Source organism: Pseudomonas marginalis, from assembly GCF_008692035.1.
GTDB classification, from domain to species: domain Bacteria; phylum Pseudomonadota; class Gammaproteobacteria; order Pseudomonadales; family Pseudomonadaceae; genus Aquipseudomonas; species Aquipseudomonas marginalis.
In genome coordinates this window covers 3,435,970-3,459,634 of record NZ_VTFG01000001.1, presented here as the reverse complement: position 1 = coordinate 3,459,634, position 23,665 = coordinate 3,435,970, and the positions used below count along the sequence as shown (strand labels likewise).

Below are 23,665 nucleotides of genomic sequence, written 5' to 3'. Positions count from 1 at the left end.
CCTTTCGAGGCGCTTGAACCCGTAATTGGAGTGCCTCATGGCCAAGAAGATTACCGCTTACATCAAGCTGCAAGTGAAGGCCGCTCAGGCCAACCCAAGCCCACCTGTTGGTCCAGCCCTGGGTCAGCACGGCGTGAACATCATGGAATTCTGCAAGGCTTTCAACGCCCGTACTCAGGGTCTTGAGCCAGGTCTGCCGACTCCAGTGATCATCACTGTATACAGCGACCGTAGCTTCACTTTCGAAACCAAGTCGACCCCGGCTTCGGTTCTGCTGAAGAAGGCTGCTGGTCTGACTAGCGGTTCCGCTCGTCCTAACACCGTTAAGGTTGGCACCGTAACTCGTGCTCAGCTGGAAGAAATCGCGAAAACCAAAAACGCGGATCTGACTGCAGCTGATATGGATGCAGCCGTGCGTACCATCGCCGGTTCTGCTCGTAGCATGGGCCTTAACGTGGAGGGTGTGTAATGGCTAAGCTGACCAAGCGCCAAAAGGCTATCGCCGGCAAAATCGAAGCGGGCAAGTCCTACAATTTTGTAGACGCTGCTGCTCTGCTGACCGAGCTGTCGACTGTCAAGTTCAGCGAGTCCGTTGACGTTGCTGTAAACCTGGGTGTTGACCCACGTAAATCTGACCAGGTCGTTCGTAGCGCTACTGTGCTGCCACACGGTACTGGTAAGACTGTTCGTGTAGCTGTCTTCACTCAAGGCCCGGCAGCTGAAGCTGCTCTGGCCGCCGGCGCTGACCGCGTTGGTATGGACGACCTGGCTGCCGAAATGAAAGGCGGCGACCTGAACTACGACGTAGTTATTGCTTCCCCGGACGCAATGCGTGTTGTAGGCCAGTTGGGTCAGATCCTGGGCCCGCGTGGCCTGATGCCTAACCCTAAGGTTGGCACCGTAACGCCAGACGTAGCTACCGCGGTTAAAAACGCCAAGGCTGGTCAGGTTCGTTATCGTACCGACAAAAACGGCATCATTCACACCTCCGTTGGCAAGGTCGGCTTCGACGCCGTCAAGCTGAAGGAGAACGTTGAAGCCCTGATCGCCGATCTGAAGCGTATCAAGCCAGCTTCCTCGAAAGGTATCTACGTCAAGCGCGTTACCCTGAGCACCACCATGGGCCCAGGCCTGGTCATCGACCAAGGCTCGCTGGACGTATAAGACACAAGTTGGCGCAAGCGATTGCGCCAATTGAAAGATTGGGGTCCCTGCCTGGCGGGGGCTATCCAAGACCGTAGGCGACGCAAGTCTTAAACCAACAAGCCTACGCAGATGGTGCTCCCGGTTCCTTACCGAATCAGACACCAAAACGACATCCGGCTCCGGCCAGATGAAACGGTAACAAGCAGGAGTTAAACCCGTGGCAATTAATCTCGAAGACAAGAAGGCCATCGTCGCTGAAGTCAACGAGGCTGCCAAAGCTGCTCTGTCCGCTGTCGTGGCTGATGCCCGTGGTGTGACAGTAGGCGCTATGACCGGACTCCGTAAAGAGGCTCGTGAAGCTGGCGTATACGTACGTGTTGTACGTAACACCCTGCTCAAGCGCGCCGTTGCTGACACTGAATACAGTGTCCTCAACGACGTGTTCACTGGCCCGACTCTGATTGCCTTCTCCAAGGATCATCCAGGCGCTGCTGCCCGTTTGTTCAAAGAGTTCGCTAAGAGTCAGGATAAGTTCGAGATCAAGGCAGCTGCGTTCGAGGGCAAGTTCCTCGCAGCTAACCAAATCGACGTACTGGCAACACTGCCGACCCGCAACGAAGCCATTTCGCAGCTGATGAGCGTGATTCAAGGCGCTACCAGCAAGCTGGCTCGTACTCTGGCTGCAGTTCGCGAGCAAAAAGAAGCTGCCGCAGCCTAAGGCTGAGCAACTTCTCTCGCGTATTTTTGTTTATTTCGATGGCCGCGTAGGCCGTCCCCCAATTCAGGAAATACAGCAATGTCTATCTCCCAAGACGATATCCTCAACGCCGTAGCTGAAATGTCGGTTCTGCAGGTTGTTGAGCTGATCAAAGCTTTCGAAGAAAAATTCGGCGTTTCCGCTGCCGCTGCTTCCGCTGGCCCAGCTGCTGCTGCTGCCGTTGTTGAAGAGCAAACCGAATTCAACGTCATGCTGACCGAAGCTGGCGAGAAGAAAGTAAACGTGATCAAGGCAGTACGTGAACTGACCGGTCTGGGCCTGAAAGAAGCCAAGGCTGTAGTTGACGGCGCTCCTGCCATGGTTCTGGAAGCTGTTGCCAAAGAAGCAGCTGACAAAGCCAAAGCTACTCTGGAAGAAGCAGGCGCTAAAGTCGAGCTGAAGTAAGCATCGACCTTGCGTCTCCAGCCCAAGCGTTAAGCTGAAGGCTGATGGCTGGTGGCTCTTGCCACCGGCCTTTTTCCGTTCTTGGCTGTCGACTCGGTCGCCGCCATTAACGCGCTGTAGCCACCCGATGCGGTGGTGCAAACCATGGGGTTTGCAAGATTTTCTGGCTGCTCCCGTCGGGAGGGCCAAACAAGCAGGTGACCAAGCTGGGGAACGCTGATGGCTTACTCATATACTGAGAAAAAACGTATCCGCAAGGACTTTAGCAAGTTGCCGGACGTCATGGATGTCCCGTACCTTCTGGCTATCCAGCTGGATTCGTATCGTGAATTCTTGCAGGCGGGAGCGACCAAAGATCAGTTCCGCGACGTGGGCCTGCATGCGGCCTTCAAATCCGTTTTCCCGATCATCAGCTACTCCGGCAATGCTGCGCTGGAGTACGTCGGTTATCGCCTGGGCGAACCGGCATTTGATGTCAAAGAATGCGTGTTGCGCGGTGTTACGTACGCCGTACCTTTGCGGGTAAAAGTCCGTCTGATCATTTTCGACAAAGAGTCGTCGAACAAAGCGATCAAGGACATCAAAGAGCAAGAAGTCTACATGGGCGAAATCCCATTGATGACTGAGAACGGTACCTTCGTTATCAACGGTACCGAGCGCGTTATCGTTTCCCAGCTGCACCGTTCCCCGGGCGTGTTCTTCGACCACGACCGCGGCAAGACGCACAGCTCCGGCAAGCTCCTGTACTCCGCGCGGATCATTCCGTACCGCGGTTCGTGGTTGGACTTCGAGTTCGATCCGAAAGACTGCGTGTTCGTGCGTATCGACCGTCGTCGCAAGCTGCCGGCCTCGGTACTGCTGCGCGCGCTCGGCTACACCACTGAGCAAGTCCTGGATGCGTTCTACACCACCAACGTATTCAGCCTGAAGGATGAAACCCTCAAGCTGGAGCTGATCGCTTCGCGTCTGCGTGGTGAAATTGCTGTCCTGGACATTCAGGATGAAAAGGGCAAGGTCATCGTTGAGGCTGGCCGTCGTATCACTGCGCGCCACATCAACCAGATCGAAAAAGCGGGTATCAAAGAGCTGGAAGTTCCCCTGGACTATGTCCTGGGCCGTACTACCGCGAAGGTCATCGTTCACCCGGCTACAGGCGAAATCCTGGCTGAGTGCAACACCGAGCTGAACACCGAGATCCTGGCCAAAATCGCCAAGGCGCAGGTTGTTCGCATCGAGACCCTGTACACCAACGATATCGACTGCGGTCCGTTCGTCTCCGACACCCTGAAGATCGACTCCACCAGCAACCAATTGGAAGCGCTGGTAGAAATCTATCGCATGATGCGTCCTGGCGAGCCACCAACCAAAGACGCTGCAGAAACCCTGTTCAACAACCTGTTCTTCAGCCCTGAGCGCTACGACCTGTCTGCGGTCGGCCGGATGAAGTTCAACCGTCGTATCGGTCGCACCGAGATCGAAGGTTCGGGTGTGCTGTGCAAGGAAGACATCGTTGCGGTCCTGAAGACTCTGGTCGACATCCGTAACGGCAAAGGCATCGTCGATGACATCGACCACCTGGGTAACCGTCGTGTTCGCTGCGTAGGCGAAATGGCCGAGAACCAGTTCCGCGTTGGCCTTGTGCGTGTTGAGCGTGCGGTCAAAGAGCGTCTGTCGATGGCTGAAAGCGAAGGCCTGATGCCGCAAGACCTGATCAACGCCAAGCCAGTGGCTGCGGCGGTGAAAGAGTTCTTCGGTTCCAGCCAGCTCTCGCAGTTCATGGACCAGAACAACCCGCTTTCCGAGATCACCCACAAGCGCCGTGTTTCCGCACTGGGCCCGGGCGGTCTGACCCGTGAGCGTGCTGGCTTTGAAGTGCGTGACGTACACCCGACTCACTACGGTCGTGTATGCCCAATCGAAACGCCGGAAGGCCCGAACATCGGTCTGATCAACTCCCTGGCCGCCTATGCGCGCACCAACCAGTACGGCTTCCTTGAGAGCCCGTACCGTGTGGTGAAAGACGCCCTGGTTACCGACGAGATCGTGTTCCTGTCCGCCATCGAAGAAGCTGATCACGTGATCGCTCAGGCTTCGGCCACGATGAACGACAAGAAGGTCCTGATCGACGAGCTGGTAGCTGTTCGTCACCTGAACGAGTTCACCGTCAAGGCGCCGGAAGACGTCACCTTGATGGACGTATCGCCGAAGCAGGTAGTTTCGGTCGCAGCGTCGCTGATCCCGTTCCTGGAACACGATGACGCCAACCGTGCGTTGATGGGTTCCAACATGCAGCGTCAAGCTGTACCGACCCTGCGTGCCGACAAGCCGCTGGTAGGTACCGGCATGGAGCGTAACGTAGCCCGTGACTCCGGCGTTTGCGTCGTGGCTCGTCGTGGCGGCGTGATCGATTCCGTTGATGCCAGCCGTATCGTGGTTCGTGTTGCTGATGACGAAGTTGAAACCGGTGAAGCCGGTGTCGACATCTACAACCTGACCAAATACACCCGCTCGAACCAGAACACTTGCATCAACCAGCGTCCGCTGGTGCGCAAGGGTGATCGCGTTCAGCGTAGCGACATCATGGCTGACGGTCCGTCCACCGATATGGGTGAATTGGCTCTGGGTCAGAACATGCGCATCGCGTTCATGGCATGGAACGGCTTCAACTTCGAAGACTCCATCTGCCTGTCCGAGCGTGTGGTTCAAGAAGATCGCTTCACCACGATCCACATTCAGGAACTGACCTGTGTGGCGCGTGACACCAAGCTTGGGCCAGAGGAAATCACTGCAGACATCCCGAACGTGGGTGAAGCTGCACTGAACAAGCTGGACGAAGCCGGTATCGTTTACGTAGGTGCTGAGGTGGGTGCGGGCGACATCCTGGTTGGTAAGGTCACTCCGAAAGGCGAGACCCAACTGACTCCGGAAGAGAAGCTGCTGCGTGCCATCTTCGGTGAAAAAGCCAGCGACGTTAAAGACACTTCCCTGCGTGTACCTACCGGTACCAAGGGTACTGTCATCGACGTACAGGTCTTCACCCGTGACGGCGTCGAGCGTGATGCTCGTGCACTGTCCATCGAGAAGACCCAGCTCGACGAGATCCGCAAGGACCTCAACGAAGAGTTCCGTATCGTTGAGGGCGCGACCTTCGAACGTCTGCGTTCCGCCCTGGTAGGCCACAAGGCTGAAGGCGGCGCAGGTCTGAAGAAAGGTCAGGACATCACCGACGAAATCCTCGACGGTCTTGAGCACGGCCAGTGGTTCAAACTGCGCATGGCTGAAGATGCTCTTAATGAGCAGCTCGAGAAGGCCCAGGCCTATATCGTTGATCGTCGCCGTCTGCTGGACGACAAGTTCGAAGACAAGAAGCGCAAACTGCAGCAGGGCGATGACCTGGCTCCAGGCGTGCTGAAAATCGTCAAGGTTTACCTGGCAATCCGTCGCCGCATCCAGCCGGGCGACAAGATGGCCGGTCGTCACGGTAACAAAGGTGTGGTCTCCGTGATCATGCCGGTTGAAGACATGCCGCACGATGCCAATGGCACCCCGGTCGACGTCGTCCTCAACCCGTTGGGCGTACCTTCGCGTATGAACGTTGGTCAGATCCTTGAAACCCACCTTGGCCTCGCGGCCAAAGGTCTGGGCGAGAAGATCAATCGTATGATCGAAGAGCAGCGCAAGGTTGCTGACCTGCGTAAGTTCCTGCACGAGATCTACAACGAGATCGGCGGTCGTAAGGAAGAGCTGGATACCTTCTCCGACCAGGAAATCCTGGATCTGGCGAAGAACCTGCGCGGTGGCGTTCCAATGGCTACCCCGGTGTTCGACGGTGCCAAGGAAAGCGAAATCAAGGCCATGCTGAAACTGGCAGACCTGCCAGAAAGCGGCCAGATGCAGCTGTTCGACGGCCGTACCGGCAATAAGTTCGAGCGCCCGGTTACTGTTGGCTACATGTACATGCTGAAGCTGAACCACTTGGTAGACGACAAGATGCACGCTCGTTCTACCGGTTCGTACAGCCTGGTTACCCAGCAGCCGCTGGGTGGTAAGGCTCAGTTCGGTGGTCAGCGTTTCGGGGAGATGGAGGTCTGGGCACTGGAAGCATACGGTGCTGCTTACACTCTGCAAGAAATGCTCACAGTGAAGTCGGACGATGTGAACGGTCGTACCAAGATGTACAAAAACATCGTGGATGGCGATCACCGTATGGAGCCGGGCATGCCCGAGTCCTTCAACGTGTTGATCAAAGAAATTCGTTCCCTCGGCATCGATATCGATCTGGAAACCGAATAACACGTGACGCGAATCGAGAGCGGGGCTGTTTAGCCCGCTCTCTGCTCCGCCAGGAGGAAAGGCCTTGAAAGACCTACTGAATTTGCTGAAAAACCAGGGTCAAGTCGAAGAGTTCGACGCCATCCGTATTGGATTGGCATCGCCTGAGATGATCCGTTCGTGGTCGTTCGGTGAAGTTAAAAAGCCGGAAACCATCAACTACCGTACGTTCAAACCTGAGCGTGACGGCCTGTTCTGCGCCAAGATCTTTGGCCCGGTAAAGGATTACGAGTGCCTGTGCGGTAAGTACAAGCGCTTGAAGCACCGTGGTGTGATCTGCGAGAAGTGTGGCGTTGAAGTTGCGCTGGCCAAGGTTCGTCGTGAGCGCATGGCGCACATCGAGCTGGCTTCGCCGGTTGCCCATATCTGGTTCCTGAAATCGCTGCCGTCCCGTATCGGCTTGCTGATGGACATGACCCTGCGTGATATCGAACGCGTTCTCTACTTCGAGAGCTATGTCGTTATCGATCCAGGCATGACTACCCTTGAAAAAGGTCAGCTGCTGAACGACGAGCAGTACTTCGAGGCGTTGGAAGAGTTCGGTGATGATTTCGATGCCCGCATGGGTGCCGAAGCTGTCCGCGAACTGCTGCACGCTATCGACCTGGAGCACGAGATTGGTCGTCTGCGCGAAGAAATTCCGCAAACCAACTCCGAAACCAAGATCAAGAAGCTGTCCAAGCGTCTGAAGTTGATGGAAGCCTTCCAGGGTTCCGGCAACCTGCCAGAGTGGATGGTGCTGACCGTTTTGCCGGTTCTGCCGCCAGATCTGCGTCCGCTGGTGCCGTTGGATGGTGGTCGTTTCGCGACTTCCGACCTCAACGACCTGTACCGCCGTGTGATCAACCGTAACAACCGCTTGAAGCGCCTGCTCGATCTGTCCGCTCCGGACATCATCGTGCGCAACGAAAAGCGTATGTTGCAGGAAGCTGTCGATGCCCTGCTCGACAACGGTCGTCGTGGCCGCGCTATCACCGGTTCCAACAAGCGTCCTCTGAAATCCTTGGCTGACATGATCAAGGGTAAGCAAGGTCGTTTCCGTCAGAACTTGCTCGGTAAGCGTGTTGACTACTCTGGTCGTTCGGTAATTACCGTAGGCCCGACCCTGCGTCTGCACCAGTGCGGTCTGCCTAAGAAGATGGCACTTGAACTGTTCAAGCCATTCATCTTCGGCAAGCTGGAAATGCGCGGTCTCGCGACCACCATCAAAGCGGCCAAGAAAATGGTCGAGCGCGAGCTGCCAGAGGTTTGGGACGTTCTCGCTGAAGTGATTCGCGAACACCCGGTTCTCCTCAACCGTGCACCGACCCTTCACCGTCTGGGTATCCAGGCGTTTGAACCGGTACTGATCGAAGGTAAGGCTATCCAGCTGCACCCTCTGGTCTGTGCTGCGTACAACGCCGACTTCGACGGCGACCAAATGGCCGTGCACGTACCGCTGACACTGGAAGCCCAGTTGGAAGCGCGTGCGTTGATGATGTCGACCAACAACATTCTGTCGCCAGCCAACGGTGAGCCAATCATCGTTCCGTCGCAGGACGTTGTATTGGGTCTGTACTACATGACCCGTGAGGCGATCAACGCCAAAGGCGAAGGTCGTGTGTTCGCTGACCTGCAGGAAGTTGACCGTGTGTTCCGTGCCGGCGAAGCCGCACTGCACGCCAAGGTCAAGGTGCGCATCAACGAAACGGTCAACGACCGTGATGGCGGCAGCGTGAGCGGCACCCGTATTGTCGACACCACCGTAGGCCGTGCGCTGTTGTACCAGGTTGTGCCAAAAGGCCTGTCGTACGACGTCGTCAACCTGCCGATGAAGAAAAAGGCGATCTCCAAGCTGATCAACCAATGCTATCGCGTAGTTGGTCTGAAAGAGACCGTGATCTTCGCTGACCAGTTGATGTACACCGGTTTTGCCTATTCGACCATTTCCGGCGTTTCCATCGGTGTTAACGACTTCGTTATCCCTGATGAAAAAGCCCGCATCATCAGTGCAGCTACTGATGAAGTGAAAGAGATCGAAAGCCAGTACGCCTCGGGCCTGGTAACACAGGGCGAGAAGTACAACAAAGTGATCGACCTTTGGTCCAAGGCCAACGATGAAGTGTCCAAGGCGATGATGGCCAACCTCTCGAAAGAGAAGGTCATCGACCGTCACGGCGAAGAAGTTGACCAAGAGTCCTTCAACTCGATGTACATGATGGCCGACTCGGGCGCACGGGGTTCTGCTGCGCAGATCCGTCAGCTCGCCGGTATGCGTGGCCTGATGGCCAAGCCGGACGGCTCCATCATCGAAACGCCGATTACTGCGAACTTCCGTGAAGGTTTGAGCGTACTCCAGTACTTCATCTCTACTCACGGTGCTCGGAAAGGTCTGGCGGATACCGCGTTGAAAACCGCTAACTCCGGTTACCTGACGCGTCGTCTGGTAGACGTTGCGCAAGATCTGGTTGTCACCGAGATCGACTGCGGCACCGAGCACGGCCTGCTGATGACTCCGCACATTGAAGGCGGTGACGTTGTAGAGCCGCTGGGTGAGCGCGTACTGGGTCGTGTTATTGCCCGTGACGTATTCAAGCCAGGTACCGAGGAAGTTATCGTTCCTGCCGGCACTCTGGTTGACGAGAAGTGGGTCGAGTTCATCGAACTCAACAGCATCGACGAAGTGATCGTTCGCTCGCCGATCAGCTGCGAAACCCGCTACGGCATTTGCGCCAAGTGCTACGGTCGTGACTTGGCTCGTGGCCACCAGGTGAACATCGGTGAAGCGGTCGGCGTTATTGCCGCCCAGTCCATCGGTGAGCCGGGTACCCAGCTGACCATGCGTACGTTCCACATCGGTGGTGCGGCAAGCCGGACCTCCGCAGCCGACAGCGTTCAGGTGAAGAATGGCGGTACTGTCCGCCTGCACAACCTGAAGCACGTTGAGCGAGTGGATGGTCACCTGGTTGCTGTGTCCCGTTCCGGTGAGCTGGCAATCGCTGATGACTATGGTCGTGAGCGTGAGCGCTACAAGCTGCCGTACGGTGCTGTGATTTCGGTTAAAGAGGGTGACAAGGTCGACGCTGGCGCAATCGTGGCCAAGTGGGATCCGCACACTCACCCAATCGTTACCGAAATGAAAGGTACCGTGACCTACGTGGGCATGGAAGAAGGCATCACGATCAAGCGTCAGACTGACGAATTGACCGGTATGACCAACATTGAAGTACTCGACGCGAAAGATCGTCCAGCTGCCGGTAAGGACATCCGTCCTGCTGTGAAGATGGTCGACGACAACGGCAAGGATCTTTTGCTGCCAGGCACTGACGTAATCGCTCAGTACTTCCTGCCAGCCAACGCCCTGGTCGGTGTAGCGGATGGTGCGAAGATCGCGATCGGTGATGTTATCGCACGTATCCCGCAAGAGACTTCGAAGACCCGTGACATCACCGGTGGTCTGCCGCGTGTTGCCGACTTGTTCGAAGCTCGTCGTCCGAAAGAAGCGTCGATCCTTGCAGAAGTCAGCGGCACCATCGCGTTCGGTAAAGAAACCAAGGGCAAGCGCCGCCTGGTCATTACCCCGAACGACGGTACCGATCCGTACGAAGAGCTGATTCCAAAGTGGCGTCACCTGAACGTGTTCGAAGGCGAACAGGTAAACCGCGGCGAAGTGATCTCCGACGGCCCGAGCGATCCACACGACATCCTGCGTCTGCTGGGTGTGAGTGCGCTGGCCAAGTACATCGTCAACGAGATCCAGGACGTTTACCGCCTGCAAGGCGTGAAGATCAACGATAAGCACATCGAGACCATCCTGCGTCAGATGCTGCGTAAAGTTGAGATCGCTGAATCCGGCGATTCCAGTTTCATCAAGGGCGACCAGATGGAACTGACTCACGTGCTGGTGGAAAACGAGCGTCTGGCTGGCGACGAGAAATTCGTTTCCAAGTTCACTCGCGTACTGCTGGGTATCACCAAGGCGTCGTTGTCCACTGAGTCGTTCATCTCGGCGGCCTCCTTCCAGGAGACCACTCGCGTACTGACCGAAGCAGCGGTAACCGGCAAGCGCGATTACCTGCGCGGCCTGAAAGAGAACGTGGTCGTGGGTCGTCTGATCCCGGCTGGTACCGGTTTGGCTTACCACAGCGAGCGTAAGCGTCGCCGTGATGCTGACAAGCCGTTGCGCGTAAGCGCCAGTGAAGTGGAAGCTGCACTGACCGAAGCACTGAACTCAAGCGGTAACTGAGTTCTGCGGTAAATAAGTCTGGGCCCTGGCAGCCCCATTCGTCGGATCAAGGCAGTTTTGCCCGGGTTCGACGGGAGGGGAGGTCGGGGCCTTGCCTTGACTGGGGGCAAGATCCTCTTTAGACTCTTGTACCCCTAAATTTGGCGGGAATTCGTTCCTGCCATTTTGCTTTTCTTGCAAGACAATAGCGTCGCAAGACAACAGTGGAGCTAGTAGATGGCAACTATCAACCAGCTGGTACGTCAGCCGCGTAAGCGTATCGTCGAGAAATCCGACGTGCCTGCGCTGCAGAACTGCCCGCAACGTCGTGGCGTATGCACCCGTGTGTATACCACCACGCCGAAAAAACCTAACTCGGCACTGCGTAAAGTATGCCGTGTGCGCCTGACCAACGGTTTCGAGGTTTCCTCGTACATCGGCGGTGAAGGCCACAACCTGCAAGAGCACAGCGTGGTACTGATCCGCGGCGGTCGTGTAAAAGACTTGCCAGGTGTTCGTTATCACACCGTACGCGGCTCCTTGGATACTTCCGGCGTTAAAGGTCGTAACCAGGGTCGTTCGAAGTACGGTACCAAGAAGCCTAAGTAGTAGCGGCTTTTTGTAAAACTGAATCATCTTATTTTCTGAGTCGATAAGAGTAAGGTCGGAGGCGTCCCGAAAGGGCACCGATTCCGAGCGAACCTGAAGACCGTTTGAGGGCTTATCCATGCCAAGAAGACGCGTAGCAGCCAAGCGCGAAGTGCTTGACGATCCAAAATACGGAAGCCAAATTCTGGCCAAGTTCATGAACCACGTGATGGAAAGCGGCAAGAAAGCCGTTGCCGAGCGTATCGTTTATGGCGCGCTGGAAAAGGTTAAAGAACGCAAGAACAGCGACCCCCTGGAAATCTTCGAGAAAGCTCTCGACGCCATCGCTCCGCTGGTCGAAGTGAAGTCGCGCCGTGTAGGCGGTGCTACTTACCAGGTTCCGGTCGAAGTTCGTCCGTCCCGTCGTAACGCTCTGGCAATGCGCTGGTTGGTAGACTTCGCCCGTAAGCGCGGCGAGAAGTCTATGGCTCTGCGTTTGGCCGGCGAACTGTTGGACGCTGCTGAAGGTAAAGGTGCTGCTGTTAAGAAGCGTGAAGACGTGCACCGTATGGCTGAAGCTAACAAAGCTTTCTCGCACTACCGCTTCTAATCTTAGCTTCACTAATTTTGCGAGGGCTTTATGGCTCGTACTACTCCGATTAGCCGCTACCGTAACATCGGTATCGTTGCTCACGTGGATGCTGGTAAAACCACCACCACCGAGCGCGTACTGTTTTACACCGGCAAAAGTCACAAAATGGGCGAGGTGCATGATGGCGCCGCGACCACAGACTGGATGGTTCAGGAGCAGGAGCGTGGTATTACCATTACTTCTGCTGCTATTACCGCCTTCTGGAAAGGTTCCGAGAAGCAGTACAAAGATGAGCACCGCTTCAACGTTATCGATACCCCAGGCCACGTAGACTTCACTATTGAAGTTGAACGTTCCCTGCGCGTACTCGACGGCGCTGTCGTTGTGTTCTGCGGTACCTCGGGTGTCGAGCCTCAGTCGGAAACCGTATGGCGTCAAGCCAACAAATACGGCGTTCCACGTCTTGTTTATGTAAACAAGATGGACCGTGCTGGTGCCAACTTCCTGCGCGTGATCGGTCAGATCAAGCAGCGTCTGGGTCACACTCCGGTGCCAATCCAATTGGCTATCGGTTCCGAAGACAACTTCCAGGGTCAGATCGATCTGATCAACATGGAAGCGGTCTACTGGAATGACGCTGACAAGGGTATGGTTCCTGTTCGCAAGCCTATCCCTGCAGAATTGCAGGAACTGGCTGACGAGTGGCGCAACAACATGGTTGAGGCTGCCGCCGAAGCCAGCGAAGAGCTGATGAACAAGTACCTCGAAGGTGAAGAGCTCACCAACGTGGAAATCAAGGCCGCTCTGCGTCAGCGTACTATCGCTGGTGAGATCGTCTTGGCTGTTTGCGGTTCTTCCTTCAAGAACAAGGGTGTTCCCCTGGTTCTCGACGCCGTGATCGACTACCTGCCTGCTCCTACCGACATTCCTGCTATCAAGGGTACCAACCCTGATAATGAGGAAGAAGAGATGGAGCGTCATGCTGACGACAGCGAGCCGTTCTCGGCTCTGGCGTTCAAGATCGCTACCGACCCATTTGTGGGTACTCTGACCTTCGTCCGCGTTTACTCGGGCGTGTTGGCCTCCGGCGACGGCGTGATCAACTCGGTCAAAGGCAAGAAAGAGCGTGTGGGTCGTATGGTGCAAATGCACGCAAACGCCCGTGAAGAGATCAAGGAAGTGCGCGCTGGTGACATCGCGGCCTTGATCGGCATGAAGGACGTCACCACTGGTGAGACTTTGTGCGACGCTGCCAAGCCAATCATCCTGGTTCGCATGGACTTCCCGGAGCCGGTTATTTCGGTTGCCGTAGAGCCTAAGACCAAGGATGACCAGGAAAAAATGGGTATCGCTCTGGGCAAGCTTGCTCAGGAAGATCCATCTTTCCGCGTCAAAACTGATGAAGAGACTGGTCAAACGATCATCTCTGGCATGGGCGAGTTGCACCTGGACATCCTGGTTGACCGGATGCGCCGTGAGTTCAACGTCGAAGCCAACATCGGTAAGCCTCAGGTTTCCTATCGTGAGCGCATCACGAAAAACTGTGAAATCGAAGGCAAGTTCGTTCGTCAGTCCGGCGGTCGTGGTCAGTTCGGTCACTGCTGGATCCGTTTTGCTCCTGCTGACGAAGGTCAGGAAGGTCTGCAATTCGTGAACGAAGTAGTGGGTGGTGTTGTTCCTAAGGAATACATCCCTGCTATCCAGAAGGGTATCGAAGAGCAGATGAAGAACGGTGTTGTTGCCGGCTATCCGCTGATCGGCCTGAAAGCAACCGTTTTTGACGGTTCTTACCACGACGTCGACTCCAACGAGATGGCGTTTAAGGTGGCTGCTTCCATGGCAACCAAGCAACTGGCCCAGAAGGGCGGTGGTGAGTTGCTTGAGCCAATCATGGCGGTAGAAGTTGTTACACCTGAAGACTATATGGGTGATGTCATGGGCGACCTTAACCGTCGTCGCGGCATGATCTTGGGTATGGAAGACACGGTTTCCGGCAAAGTGATTCGCGCCGAGGTTCCGTTGGGTGAGATGTTCGGTTATGCGACCGACGTTCGCTCCATGTCCCAGGGTCGCGCAAGCTACTCTATGGAATTCAAAAAATACAACACAGCTCCGGCGCACATCGCTGAAACTGTATCCAAAAAACAAGGCTGATTCAGTCCTTTAGGCAAGGAGTTAATTGTCGTGGCTAAAGAAAAATTTGATCGTTCCCTACCGCACGTCAACGTTGGCACTATCGGTCACGTTGACCACGGTAAAACCACTCTGACCGCAGCTCTGACTCGCGTCTGCTCCGAGGTTTTCGGTTCTGCAGTCGTTGATTTCGATAAAATCGACAGCGCTCCAGAAGAAAAAGCTCGTGGTATCACCATCAACACCGCGCACGTCGAGTACAACTCGAAGATCCGTCACTACGCTCACGTTGACTGCCCAGGTCACGCTGACTATGTGAAGAACATGATCACTGGTGCTGCCCAGATGGACGGCGCGATCCTGGTTTGCTCGGCCGCTGATGGTCCGATGCCACAAACCCGTGAGCACATCCTGCTGTCCCGTCAGGTAGGCGTTCCGTACATCGTGGTTTTCCTGAACAAGGCTGACCTGGTAGACGACGCTGAGCTGCTGGAACTGGTTGAGATGGAAGTGCGCGATCTGCTGAGCACTTACGACTTCCCAGGCGACGACACTCCGATCATCATCGGTTCTGCTCGTATGGCGCTGGAAGGCAAAGACGATAACGAAATGGGCACCACTGCCGTTCGTAAACTGGTTGAAACCCTGGACAGCTACATCCCAGAACCAGTTCGTCTGACTGACAAGCCGTTCCTGATGCCAATCGAAGACGTATTCTCGATCTCCGGTCGTGGTACTGTTGTGACTGGTCGTATCGAGCGCGGTATCGTTCGCGTTCAAGATGCGCTGGAAATCGTTGGTCTGCGTGACACTACCAACACTGTCTGCACTGGTGTTGAAATGTTCCGCAAGCTGCTCGACGAAGGTCGTGCTGGCGAGAACTGCGGCGTTCTGCTGCGTGGTACCAAGCGTGACGACGTTGAGCGTGGCCAGGTTCTGGTTAAGCCAGGTTCGGTTAAGCCGCACACCAAGTTCACCGCAGAAGTTTACGTTCTGAGCAAGGAAGAAGGCGGTCGTCACACTCCGTTCTTCAAAGGCTACCGTCCACAGTTCTACTTCCGTACTACTGACGTGACTGGTAACTGCCAGCTGCCAGAAGGCGTTGAAATGGTAATGCCAGGCGATAACATCCAAATGGAAGTTACCCTGATCAAGACCATCGCAATGGAAGACGGTCTGCGCTTCGCTATCCGTGAAGGCGGCCGTACCGTTGGTGCTGGTGTTGTAGCTAAAATCATCGAGTAAGCGTCTCTTCTGAGATAGTTTCGATGCTTTGAAAAGCCCCCGCTCAGCGGGGGCTTTTTTATTGGGTTGACACCTATCTAGGGCGTCTATAGAATTGCGCCTCCTTTTAACGGGCGTATTGCGCTCGCTGGGAATAGCAGCCGGAGTCTGAAATCCAATGCAAAATCAGCAAATCCGTATCAGGTTGAAGGCTTTTGACCATCGCCTGATCGACCAATCCACCCAGGAAATCGTGGAAACCGCGAAACGTACTGGTGCTCAAGTGCGTGGTCCAATTCCACTGCCTACCCGTAAAGAGCGGTTCACCGTTCTGGTCTCCCCGCACGTCAACAAAGACGCGCGTGACCAGTACGAGATCCGTACTCATAAGCGCGTACTGGACATCGTCCAGCCAACGGATAAAACCGTTGATGCTCTTATGAAGCTCGATCTGGCGGCCGGTGTGGAAGTACAGATCAGCCTCGGCTAAGACTTGGGTCTTAGTCGTGTAACGCTCTGAAATGGGCGGCCATAGCGGGTGAAAGCCCCGTACACTCATGAGGTTTACAACATGACTATTGGTGTAGTCGGTCGTAAATGCGGTATGACCCGTATTTTCACCGAAGAAGGTGTCTCCATTCCGGTTACGGTCATTGAGATCGAGCCGAATCGCGTCACCCAGTTCAAAACTGAAGAAACCGATGGCTATCGTGCAGTGCAAGTCACTGTCGGCGAGCGTCGCGCTTCGCGTGTGACTGCTGCTCAAGCAGGTCACTTCGCTAAAGCAAACGTTGCAGCTGGTCGTACTGTCATGGAGTTCCGTCTTGAAGAAGGCGACTACCAGGCTGGCGATCTGATCAACGCTGAAATCTTCGCCGCTGGTCAACTGGTTGATGTAACCGGTCAGTCCAAGGGTAAAGGCTTCCAGGGTACGATCAAGCGTTGGAATTTCCGTGGTCAAGACAACACTCACGGTAACTCCGTTTCCCACCGCGTCCCGGGCTCTATTGGCCAGTGCCAGACTCCTGGTCGTGTATTCAAGGGCAAAAAAATGTCCGGTCATATGGGCGCTGAGCGCGTGACCGTGCAGTCCCTCGAAGTAGTGCGCGTCGACGCTGAACGCAATCTGTTGTTGGTCAAGGGTGCTGTTCCTGGCGCTACTGGCGGCAACCTGGTTGTACGTCCAGCGGCCAAGGCTCGCGGTTAAGGGGAAGCTGACATGCAATTAAATGTAAATGACGCTCAAGCGATCGAAGTTTCCGAACTGACATTTGGCGGCGAATTCAACGAGACGCTGGTTCACCAAGCAGTCGTGGCCTACATGGCCGGCGGCCGTCAAGGTAGCAAGCAGCAAAAGACCCGTTCCGACGTTCGTGGTGGCGGTAAGCGCCCTTGGCGTCAGAAAGGTACTGGCCGTGCTCGTGCCGGTACTATCCGTAGCCCAATCTGGCGTGGCGGCGGTACCACTTTCGCAGCTCGTCCGCAGGATCACTCTCAGAAGCTCAACAAGAAGATGTATCGCGCAGCACTGCGCTCCATCCTTGCTGAACTCGTGCGTACTGATCGCCTGGTCGTGGTTCAGGACTTCGCTGTTGAAAGTCCAAAAACCAAAGATCTGCTGGGCAAACTGAACAACATGAGCCTGACCGACGTTTTGATCGTGTCTGAAGCTGTTGATCAGAACCTGTACCTGGCTGCTCGTAACCTGCCACACGTTGATGTGCGTGACGTGCAAGGTTCCGATCCAGTTAGTCTGATCGCATACGACAAGGTGTTGATCACCGTGTCGGCCGTGAAGAAATTCGAGGAGCTGCTGGGATGAACCAGGAACGCGTATTTAAAGTTCTGCTTGGCCCGCACGTTTCCGAAAAGGCTACGGTTCTGGCTGACAAGAAAGGCCAGTTCGTTTTCAAGGTTGCAACTGACGCAACCAAGCTGGAAATCAAGAAGGCCGTCGAAAGCCTGTTCAGCGTGAAAGTTGAGCGTGTTACTACCCTGAATGTTCTGGGTAAGAGCAAGCGCACTGCTCGCGGTCTGGGCAAGCGTAATGACTGGAAGAAGGCAGTTATCTCCCTTCAGCCAGGCCAAGATCTCGATTTCAGCAGCAGTGCTGAGTAAGGAAGGGGTGCATCATGGCAATCGTTAAATGCAAACCGACTTCCCCTGGCCGCCGTTTTGTGGTCAAGGTGGTCAACCAGGAGCTGCATAAAGGCGCTCCTCACGCACCGCTGCTCGAGAAGAAATCGAAGACTGGTGGTCGTAACAACAATGGTCGTATTACCACTCGTCACATTGGTGGTGGCCATAAGCAGCATTATCGTCTGGTCGATTTCCGTCGCAACGACAAAGATGGCATCGCTGCCACTGTCGAGCGTATCGAATACGATCCAAACCGTACTGCTCACATCGCTCTGCTGCTGTACGCAGATGGCGAGCGTCGCTACATCATCGCGCCTAAAGGTGTGAGTGCTGGCGACCAGCTGATCGCAGGTGCCTTGGCACCGATCAAGCCGGGCAACGCTCTGCAACTGCGTAATATTCCAGTTGGTAGCACCGTACACGGCATCGAATTGAAGCCAGGTAAAGGCGCGCAAATCGCTCGTTCCGCTGGTGCTTCGGCTCAGCTGATCGCTCGTGAAGGTGTCTACGTGACCCTGCGTCTGCGTTCTGGTGAGATGCGTAAAGTGCTGGCTGAATGCCGCGCGACCCTGGGTGAAGTCTCGAACTCCGAGCACAGCCTGCGTTCGCTGGGTAAAGCTGGTGCCAAACGCTGGCGTGGCGTTCGCCCAACCGTTCGTGGTGTTGCCATGAACCCGGTTGACCACCCACACGGTGGTGGTGAAGGTCGTACCTCTGGTGGTCGTCATCCGGTATCGCCATGGGGCTTCCCGACTAAGGGCGCGAAGACTCGTGGTAATAAGCGTACCGACAAAATGATCGTCCGTCGTCGCAAGTAAATAGAGGGATACGACAGTGCCACGTTCTCTGAAAAAAGGTCCTTTTATTGATCTTCACCTACTGAAGAAGATCGAAGTGGCGGCGGAAAAGAACGATCGCAAACCAGTTAAGACCTGGTCGCGTCGTTCGATGATCCTGCCACAAATGGTCGGTCTGACCATCGCTGTACACAACGGTCGTCTGCACGTCCCAGTTCTCGTTAACGAAGACATGGTCGGCCACAAACTAGGCGAGTTTGCCGGTACCCGCACTTATCGTGGGCACGTGGCAGACAAGAAAGCCAAGCGTTAAGGGGTAAGGAAATGGAAGTAGCCGCTAAGTTGTCGGGCGCTCGAATCTCCGCCCAGAAAGCCCGCTTGGTCGCCGACCAGATCCGCGGGAAGAAGGTGGGCGAAGCGCTCAACCTGTTGGCTTTCAGCAGTAAGAAAGCCGCCGAGATCATGAAGAAAGTGCTGGAGTCGGCCGTAGCCAACGCCGAGCATAACGAAGGCGCAGACGTTGATGACCTGAAGGTCAGCACCGTTTTCGTCAACGAAGGGCGTTCGCTGAAGCGCATCATGCCGCGTGCCAAAGGCCGTGCTGATCGCATCGTCAAGCGGTCTTGCCATATCACTGTCAAGGTTGCTGACAAGTAACGGAGTCGAAGAGATGGGTCAGAAAGTACATCCCATTGGCATTCGCCTGGGAATCGTCAAGGAGCACACCTCCGTCTGGTACGCAGACGGTCGGACTTATGCGGACTATTTGTTCGCTGATCTGAAGGTGCGTGAGTATCTCCAAGACAAACTAAAAAGCGCGTCCGTAAGCCGTATCGATATCCATCGTCCGGCGCAAACTGCACGTATCACCATCCACACCGCTCGTCCAGGTATCGTTATCGGGAAGAAAGGTGAAGATGTTGAGAAACTGCGTCAGGACCTGACCAAGCAAATGGGTGTGCCTGTGCACATCAATATCGAAGAGATCCGCAAGCCGGAGCTCGACGGTATGCTGGTTGCGCAGAGCGTAGCTCAGCAGCTGGAGCGTCGCGTAATGTTCCGTCGCGCTATGAAGCGCGCCGTACAGAACGCCATGCGCATTGGTGCCAAAGGCATCAAAATCCAAGTGAGCGGTCGTCTCGGCGGTGCTGAAATCGCACGTACTGAATGGTATCGCGAAGGTCGTGTGCCACTGCACACCCTGCGTGCCGACATCGACTATGCCAACTACGAAGCTCACACCACTTACGGTGTGATCGGTGTAAAGGTTTGGATCTTCAAAGGCGAAGTAATTGGTGGTCGCCAAGAAGAACTGAAACCACAAGCACCAGCGCCTCGTAAAAAAGCTGCTAAGTAAGGGGTACGCCAAATGTTGCAACCAAAGCGTACGAAGTTCCGCAAGCAGATGACAGGCCACAACCGTGGTCTGGCTCAGCGCGGTAGCAAAGTCAGCTTCGGCGAGTTCGCGCTGAAGTCTGTAGCTCGTGGTCGTCTCACCGCTCGTCAGATCGAGTCAGCGCGTCGTGCACTGACCCGTCACGTTAAACGTGGCGGCAAGATCTGGATCCGTGTATTCCCGGACAAGCCGATCTCCAAAAAGCCTCTCGAGGTTCGGATGGGTAAAGGTAAGGGTAACGTGGAATACTGGGTAGCCCAGATTCAGCCAGGCAAAGTCCTGTATGAAATCGAGGGTGTAACTGAAGAGCTGGCGCGTGAGGCTTTTGCCCTGGCTGCTGCAAAGCTGCCGCTCGCCACCGCCTTTGTTAAACGGACGGTGATGTGATGAAAGCGAATGAACTTCGTGAAAAATCCGCACAGCAGCTGAACGAGCAACTGCTCGGCCTGCTGCGCGACCAGTTCAATCTGCGTATGCAGAAAGCAACTGGCCAGTTGGGGCAGTCTCATCTGCTCTCGCAAGTTAAGCGTGACATCGCTCGCGTGAAGACTGTGCTCAACCAGCAGGCAGGTAAGTGATCATGGCTGAAGCCGAAAAGACTGTCCGTACGCTGACTGGCCGTGTTGTCAGCGACAAGATGGACAAAACCATCACCGTTTTGATCGAGCGTCGCGTTAAGCACCCGATCTACGGTAAATATGTTAAGCGTTCGACTAAGCTGCACGCGCACGACGAAACCAATCAGTGCCACATCGGCGACAAAGTCACTATTCGTGAAACTCGTCCGCTGGCCAAGACCAAGTCTTGGGCATTGGTTGATGTTCTCGAACGCGCTGTGGAAGTCTAAGGACTAGGGGTCGGAGAAATTATATGATTCAGACTCAATCCATGCTCGATGTGGCCGATAACAGCGGCGCTCGCCGTGTTATGTGCATCAAGGTGCTGGGTGGCTCCCATCGTCGTTACGCTGGTATCGGTGACATCATCAAGGTTACCGTCAAGGAAGCAATTCCTCGCGGTAAAGTGAAAAAAGGCCAAGTGATGACTGCTGTTGTAGTCCGCACTCGTCACGGCGTACGTCGTGCAGATGGCTCCATTATCCGCTTTGATGGCAACGCTGCTGTTCTTCTGAACAACAAGCAAGAGCCGATCGGCACCCGTATCTTTGGGCCAGTGACCCGTGAACTTCGTACTGAGAAGTTCATGAAGATCGTCTCGCTCGCCCCAGAAGTGCTGTAAGGAGATCCGACATGCAAAAGATTCGTCGTGACGACGAGATCATCGTGATCGCCGGCAAAGACAAAGGTAAGCGCGGTAAGGTGCTTAAGGTTCTCGCTAATAACCGTCTGGTTATCGGTGGTCTGAACCTGGTCAAGCGTCATACCAAGCCTAACCCGATGTCGGGCGTGCAGGGCGGTATCGTCGAGAAAGAAGCTCCGCTGGACGCTTCTAACGTCGCCATCTTCAACGGCGAAACCAACAAGGCTGACCGCGTTGGTTTCAAAGTAGAAGACGGTAAGAAAATTCGTGTCTTCAAGTCGACCCAAAAAGCGGTTGATGCTTGAACACTGCTAGGTAGATTAGACCATGGCACGACTACAAGAGATTTACCGGAAGGAAATCGCCCCTAAGCTTAAGGAAGAACTTAAGCTTGGGAACGTGATGGAAGTTCCGCGCGTTACCAAAATCACCCTGAACATGGGTCTGGGCGAAGCGATCGGTGACAAAAAAGTCATCGAGCACGCTGTTGCTGACCTGGAAAAGATCACCGGCCAGAAAGTCGTTGTGACCTACGCTCGCAAATCCATCGCTGGCTTTAAAGTCCGTGAAGGTTGGCCGATCGGCGTCAAAGTGACTCTGCGCCGTGAGCGTATGTACGAATTCCTGGATCGTCTGCTGTCGATCTCCCTGCCTCGGGTTCGCGACTTCCGCGGCCTGAATGCCAAGTCCTTCGATGGTCGTGGTAACTACAGCATGGGCGTGAAAGAGCAGATCATCTTCCCGGAAATCGACTACGACAAGATCGATGCTCTCCGCGGTCTGGACATCACCCTGACCACCACTGCCAAGAACGATGATGAAGGTCGCGCCCTGTTGCGTGCTTTCAAATTCCCGTTCCGCAACTGATTGGAGTAGGACCATGGCCAAGATGAGCATGAAAAACCGCGAGCTGAAGCGTCAGCTCACGGTTGCCAAGTACGCCAAGAAGCGTGCAGCACTGAAAGCAATCATCGTTGATCTGAACGCAAGTCCAGAAGCGCGTTGGGAAGCTACAGTTGCCCTGCAGAAGCAGCCACGTGACGCAAGCGCTTCGCGCATGCGTAACCGCTGCCGCCTGACCGGTCGTCCACACGGCGTTTACCGCAAGTTCGGCCTCGGCCGTAACAAACTGCGTGAAGCGGCAATGCGTGGTGACGTACCAGGTCTGGTTAAAGCCAGCTGGTAAGTACTTTCAGCGTCCAGGTGGTCTGAATCGAAAGATACTGACCGCCGGTGACCTTGAATCTGGAACAAGCCCCTTTTGGGGCTTGTTTCATTTCCGGAGTGTGTCTAAAATACGCGGCTCGCCTGAGCCCGTGTTTTTTACCCGGAAGTTCTCAGCGACATATGTAGCCGCAAGGCTAATTTTTTTGTATTAGGAGCGTCTAGCCCATGAGTATGCAGGACCCGTTAGCGGACATGCTAACTCGTATCCGTAATGCCCAGATGGCTGAAAAGTCCGTCGTAAGCATGCCGTCTTCCAAGTTGAAGGTTGCTGTTGCCAAAGTCCTGAAAGACGAAGGCTACATTGCGGGTTATCAGATCAGCAGCGAGATCAAACCACTGCTGTCCATCGAGCTGAAGTACTTCGAAGGCCGTTCGGTCATCGAGGAAGTGAAGCGCGTTAGCCGTCCAGGCCTGCGTCAGTACAAGTCCGCTGAAGATCTGCCGAAAGTTCGTGGCGGTCTGGGCGTGTCTATCGTCTCCACCAACAAAGGTGTGATGACGGATCGTGCTGCGCGCGCTGCCGGTGTCGGCGGCGAAGTTCTTTGCACTGTGTTCTAAGGGGGGATAAGCATGTCTCGCGTCGCTAAGAACCCCGTTAAGCTGCCAGCCGGTGTCGAAGTCAAATTCGCAGGCCAACAGCTTTCGGTGAAGGGTGCCAAGGGCACTCTTGAACTGAATATCCATTCGTCCGTTGAGATCGTTGAAGAAGCTGGTGAGCTGCGTTTCGCTGCTCGCAATGGCGATCAACAAACTCGCGCAATGGCTGGTACCACGCGTGCGTTGGTAAACAACATGGTCCAAGGCGTAAGCCAAGGCTTCGAGCGTAAGCTCCAGCTGGTCGGTGTTGGTTACAAAGCGCAAGCAAAAGGCACGGTTTTGAACCTGGCCCTTGGCTTCTCGCACCCAGTGGATTACGAACTGCCGGAAGGCATCACCGCTGAGACTCCTAGCCAGACCGATATCCTGATCAAGGGCATCGATAAGCAACTGGTAGGTCAAGTGGCTGCTGAGATCCGCGACTTCCGTCCACCAGAGCCGTACAAAGGCAAAGGTGTGCGCTACGCGGACGAAGTCGTCCGTCGTAAAGAAGCCAAGAAGAAGTAGGGCATAGCAAATGACCGACAAAAAAGTTACTCGACTGCGTCGCGCTCGCAAAGCACGCCTGAAAATGCACGAACTCGAAGTCGTGCGTCTCTGCGTGTTCCGCTCGTCGCAGCACATCTACGCCCAGGTCATCTCGGCCGACGGCAACAAAGTCCTGGCCAGCGCCTCGACTTTGGATAAAGAACTGCGTGATGGTGCCACTGGCAACATCGACGCGGCCACAAAGGTTGGCCAGCTGGTCGCTACGCGTGCTAAGGCCGCTGGCGTCTCGCAAGTGGCTTTCGACCGCTCTGGCTTCAAGTACCACGGCCGCGTTAAAGCGCTGGCTGATGCTGCTCGTGAAGCTGGGCTGGAGTTCTAA

At 55.3% G+C, this 23,665-nt stretch carries 28 protein-coding genes; all 28 read left to right on the top strand.

Annotated elements, in window-relative coordinates; genetic code table 11:
* The first annotated feature begins 37 nt into the window (after nt 1-37).
* Nucleotides 38-469, top strand: coding sequence for a 50S ribosomal protein L11 (gene rplK / locus FX984_RS16215; protein WP_003176435.1), 432 nt, complete (start codon nt 38-40; stop codon nt 467-469).
* Entirely contained in the window at nt 469-1,164 is a 696-nt protein-coding gene (gene rplA, locus FX984_RS16210; protein ID WP_003176434.1) for a 50S ribosomal protein L1, read from the top strand. Before rplK ends, rplA begins: the two co-directional genes overlap by 1 nt.
* Before the next feature lie 199 nt (nt 1,165-1,363).
* Entirely contained in the window at nt 1,364-1,864 is a 501-nt protein-coding gene (gene rplJ, locus FX984_RS16205) for a 50S ribosomal protein L10 (protein ID WP_003176433.1), read from the top strand.
* Nucleotides 1,865-1,942: 78 nt separating this feature from the next.
* Complete coding sequence (gene rplL / locus FX984_RS16200) at nt 1,943-2,308, top strand: 50S ribosomal protein L7/L12 (RefSeq protein WP_027605163.1); 366 nt, start codon at nt 1,943-1,945, stop codon at nt 2,306-2,308.
* A 219-nt stretch (nt 2,309-2,527) separates the two neighbouring features.
* Nucleotides 2,528-6,601 carry a DNA-directed RNA polymerase subunit beta gene (gene rpoB, locus FX984_RS16195; RefSeq protein WP_027605164.1) on the top strand — a complete coding sequence of 1,358 codons (4,074 nt, stop codon included), beginning with the start codon at nt 2,528-2,530 and terminating at the stop codon, nt 6,599-6,601.
* Between the two features lie 64 nt (nt 6,602-6,665).
* Nucleotides 6,666-10,865, top strand: coding sequence for a DNA-directed RNA polymerase subunit beta' (rpoC, locus tag FX984_RS16190; protein ID WP_027605165.1), 4,200 nt, complete (start codon nt 6,666-6,668; stop codon nt 10,863-10,865).
* A gap of 216 nt (nt 10,866-11,081) precedes the next feature.
* Nucleotides 11,082-11,453: a 30S ribosomal protein S12 gene (rpsL, locus tag FX984_RS16185; RefSeq protein WP_002555494.1), complete on the top strand. Its 372-nt coding sequence runs from the start codon at nt 11,082-11,084 to the stop codon at nt 11,451-11,453.
* A 118-nt stretch (nt 11,454-11,571) separates the two neighbouring features.
* Nucleotides 11,572-12,042 carry a 30S ribosomal protein S7 gene (rpsG, locus tag FX984_RS16180; RefSeq protein WP_002555493.1) on the top strand — a complete coding sequence of 157 codons (471 nt, stop codon included), beginning with the start codon at nt 11,572-11,574 and terminating at the stop codon, nt 12,040-12,042.
* 30 nt (nt 12,043-12,072) lie between these two features.
* Nucleotides 12,073-14,178 (top strand): elongation factor G, encoded by a 2,106-nt coding sequence (fusA, locus tag FX984_RS16175; protein WP_003210087.1) that lies wholly within the window; start codon nt 12,073-12,075, stop codon nt 14,176-14,178.
* A 30-nt stretch (nt 14,179-14,208) separates the two neighbouring features.
* Nucleotides 14,209-15,402 carry an elongation factor Tu gene (tuf, locus tag FX984_RS16170; protein ID WP_027605166.1) on the top strand — a complete coding sequence of 398 codons (1,194 nt, stop codon included), beginning with the start codon at nt 14,209-14,211 and terminating at the stop codon, nt 15,400-15,402.
* 157 nt (nt 15,403-15,559) lie between these two features.
* Nucleotides 15,560-15,871, top strand: coding sequence for a 30S ribosomal protein S10 (gene rpsJ, locus FX984_RS16165; RefSeq protein WP_003186070.1), 312 nt, complete (start codon nt 15,560-15,562; stop codon nt 15,869-15,871).
* A gap of 81 nt (nt 15,872-15,952) precedes the next feature.
* Nucleotides 15,953-16,588: a 50S ribosomal protein L3 gene (rplC, locus tag FX984_RS16160; RefSeq protein ID WP_007253310.1), complete on the top strand. Its 636-nt coding sequence runs from the start codon at nt 15,953-15,955 to the stop codon at nt 16,586-16,588.
* Nucleotides 16,589-16,600: 12 nt separating this feature from the next.
* Nucleotides 16,601-17,203 (top strand): 50S ribosomal protein L4, encoded by a 603-nt coding sequence (rplD, locus tag FX984_RS16155; protein ID WP_003176424.1) that lies wholly within the window; start codon nt 16,601-16,603, stop codon nt 17,201-17,203.
* Complete coding sequence (gene rplW / locus FX984_RS16150) at nt 17,200-17,499, top strand: 50S ribosomal protein L23 (protein WP_002555488.1); 300 nt, start codon at nt 17,200-17,202, stop codon at nt 17,497-17,499. Before rplD ends, rplW begins: the two co-directional genes overlap by 4 nt.
* Nucleotides 17,500-17,513: 14 nt before the next feature.
* A complete protein-coding gene (gene rplB, locus FX984_RS16145) occupies nt 17,514-18,338 on the top strand; it encodes a 50S ribosomal protein L2 (RefSeq protein WP_003210080.1) in 825 nt (274 codons plus the stop codon).
* Between the two features lie 16 nt (nt 18,339-18,354).
* Nucleotides 18,355-18,630 (top strand): 30S ribosomal protein S19, encoded by a 276-nt coding sequence (gene rpsS, locus FX984_RS16140; RefSeq protein ID WP_003232420.1) that lies wholly within the window; start codon nt 18,355-18,357, stop codon nt 18,628-18,630.
* Nucleotides 18,631-18,641: 11 nt separating this feature from the next.
* Entirely contained in the window at nt 18,642-18,974 is a 333-nt protein-coding gene (gene rplV, locus FX984_RS16135; protein ID WP_003103908.1) for a 50S ribosomal protein L22, read from the top strand.
* 13 nt (nt 18,975-18,987) lie between these two features.
* A complete protein-coding gene (gene rpsC / locus FX984_RS16130) occupies nt 18,988-19,674 on the top strand; it encodes a 30S ribosomal protein S3 (RefSeq protein WP_003176422.1) in 687 nt (228 codons plus the stop codon).
* 12 nt (nt 19,675-19,686) lie between these two features.
* Nucleotides 19,687-20,100: a 50S ribosomal protein L16 gene (gene rplP / locus FX984_RS16125; RefSeq protein WP_003232424.1), complete on the top strand. Its 414-nt coding sequence runs from the start codon at nt 19,687-19,689 to the stop codon at nt 20,098-20,100.
* Nucleotides 20,100-20,291 (top strand): 50S ribosomal protein L29, encoded by a 192-nt coding sequence (rpmC, locus tag FX984_RS16120; RefSeq protein ID WP_002555481.1) that lies wholly within the window; start codon nt 20,100-20,102, stop codon nt 20,289-20,291. The genes rplP and rpmC overlap by 1 nt, the downstream gene beginning before the upstream one ends.
* Nucleotides 20,292-20,293: 2 nt before the next feature.
* Entirely contained in the window at nt 20,294-20,560 is a 267-nt protein-coding gene (gene rpsQ / locus FX984_RS16115) for a 30S ribosomal protein S17 (protein ID WP_003176419.1), read from the top strand.
* 23 nt (nt 20,561-20,583) lie between these two features.
* Nucleotides 20,584-20,952, top strand: coding sequence for a 50S ribosomal protein L14 (gene rplN / locus FX984_RS16110; protein WP_002555479.1), 369 nt, complete (start codon nt 20,584-20,586; stop codon nt 20,950-20,952).
* 11 nt (nt 20,953-20,963) lie between these two features.
* On the top strand, nt 20,964-21,278 hold the full coding sequence (gene rplX / locus FX984_RS16105) for a 50S ribosomal protein L24 (protein ID WP_003176416.1): 315 nt from the start codon (nt 20,964-20,966) through the stop codon (nt 21,276-21,278).
* A 22-nt stretch (nt 21,279-21,300) separates the two neighbouring features.
* A complete protein-coding gene (gene rplE, locus FX984_RS16100) occupies nt 21,301-21,840 on the top strand; it encodes a 50S ribosomal protein L5 (protein ID WP_003194642.1) in 540 nt (179 codons plus the stop codon).
* Between the two features lie 13 nt (nt 21,841-21,853).
* Nucleotides 21,854-22,159 carry a 30S ribosomal protein S14 gene (gene rpsN, locus FX984_RS16095; protein WP_003176414.1) on the top strand — a complete coding sequence of 102 codons (306 nt, stop codon included), beginning with the start codon at nt 21,854-21,856 and terminating at the stop codon, nt 22,157-22,159.
* 206 nt (nt 22,160-22,365) lie between these two features.
* Complete coding sequence (gene rpsH / locus FX984_RS16090; RefSeq protein WP_003176413.1) at nt 22,366-22,758, top strand: 30S ribosomal protein S8; 393 nt, start codon at nt 22,366-22,368, stop codon at nt 22,756-22,758.
* A 12-nt stretch (nt 22,759-22,770) separates the two neighbouring features.
* Complete coding sequence (gene rplF / locus FX984_RS16085) at nt 22,771-23,304, top strand: 50S ribosomal protein L6 (protein ID WP_003176412.1); 534 nt, start codon at nt 22,771-22,773, stop codon at nt 23,302-23,304.
* A 10-nt stretch (nt 23,305-23,314) separates the two neighbouring features.
* On the top strand, nt 23,315-23,665 hold the full coding sequence (gene rplR, locus FX984_RS16080; protein ID WP_003186037.1) for a 50S ribosomal protein L18: 351 nt from the start codon (nt 23,315-23,317) through the stop codon (nt 23,663-23,665).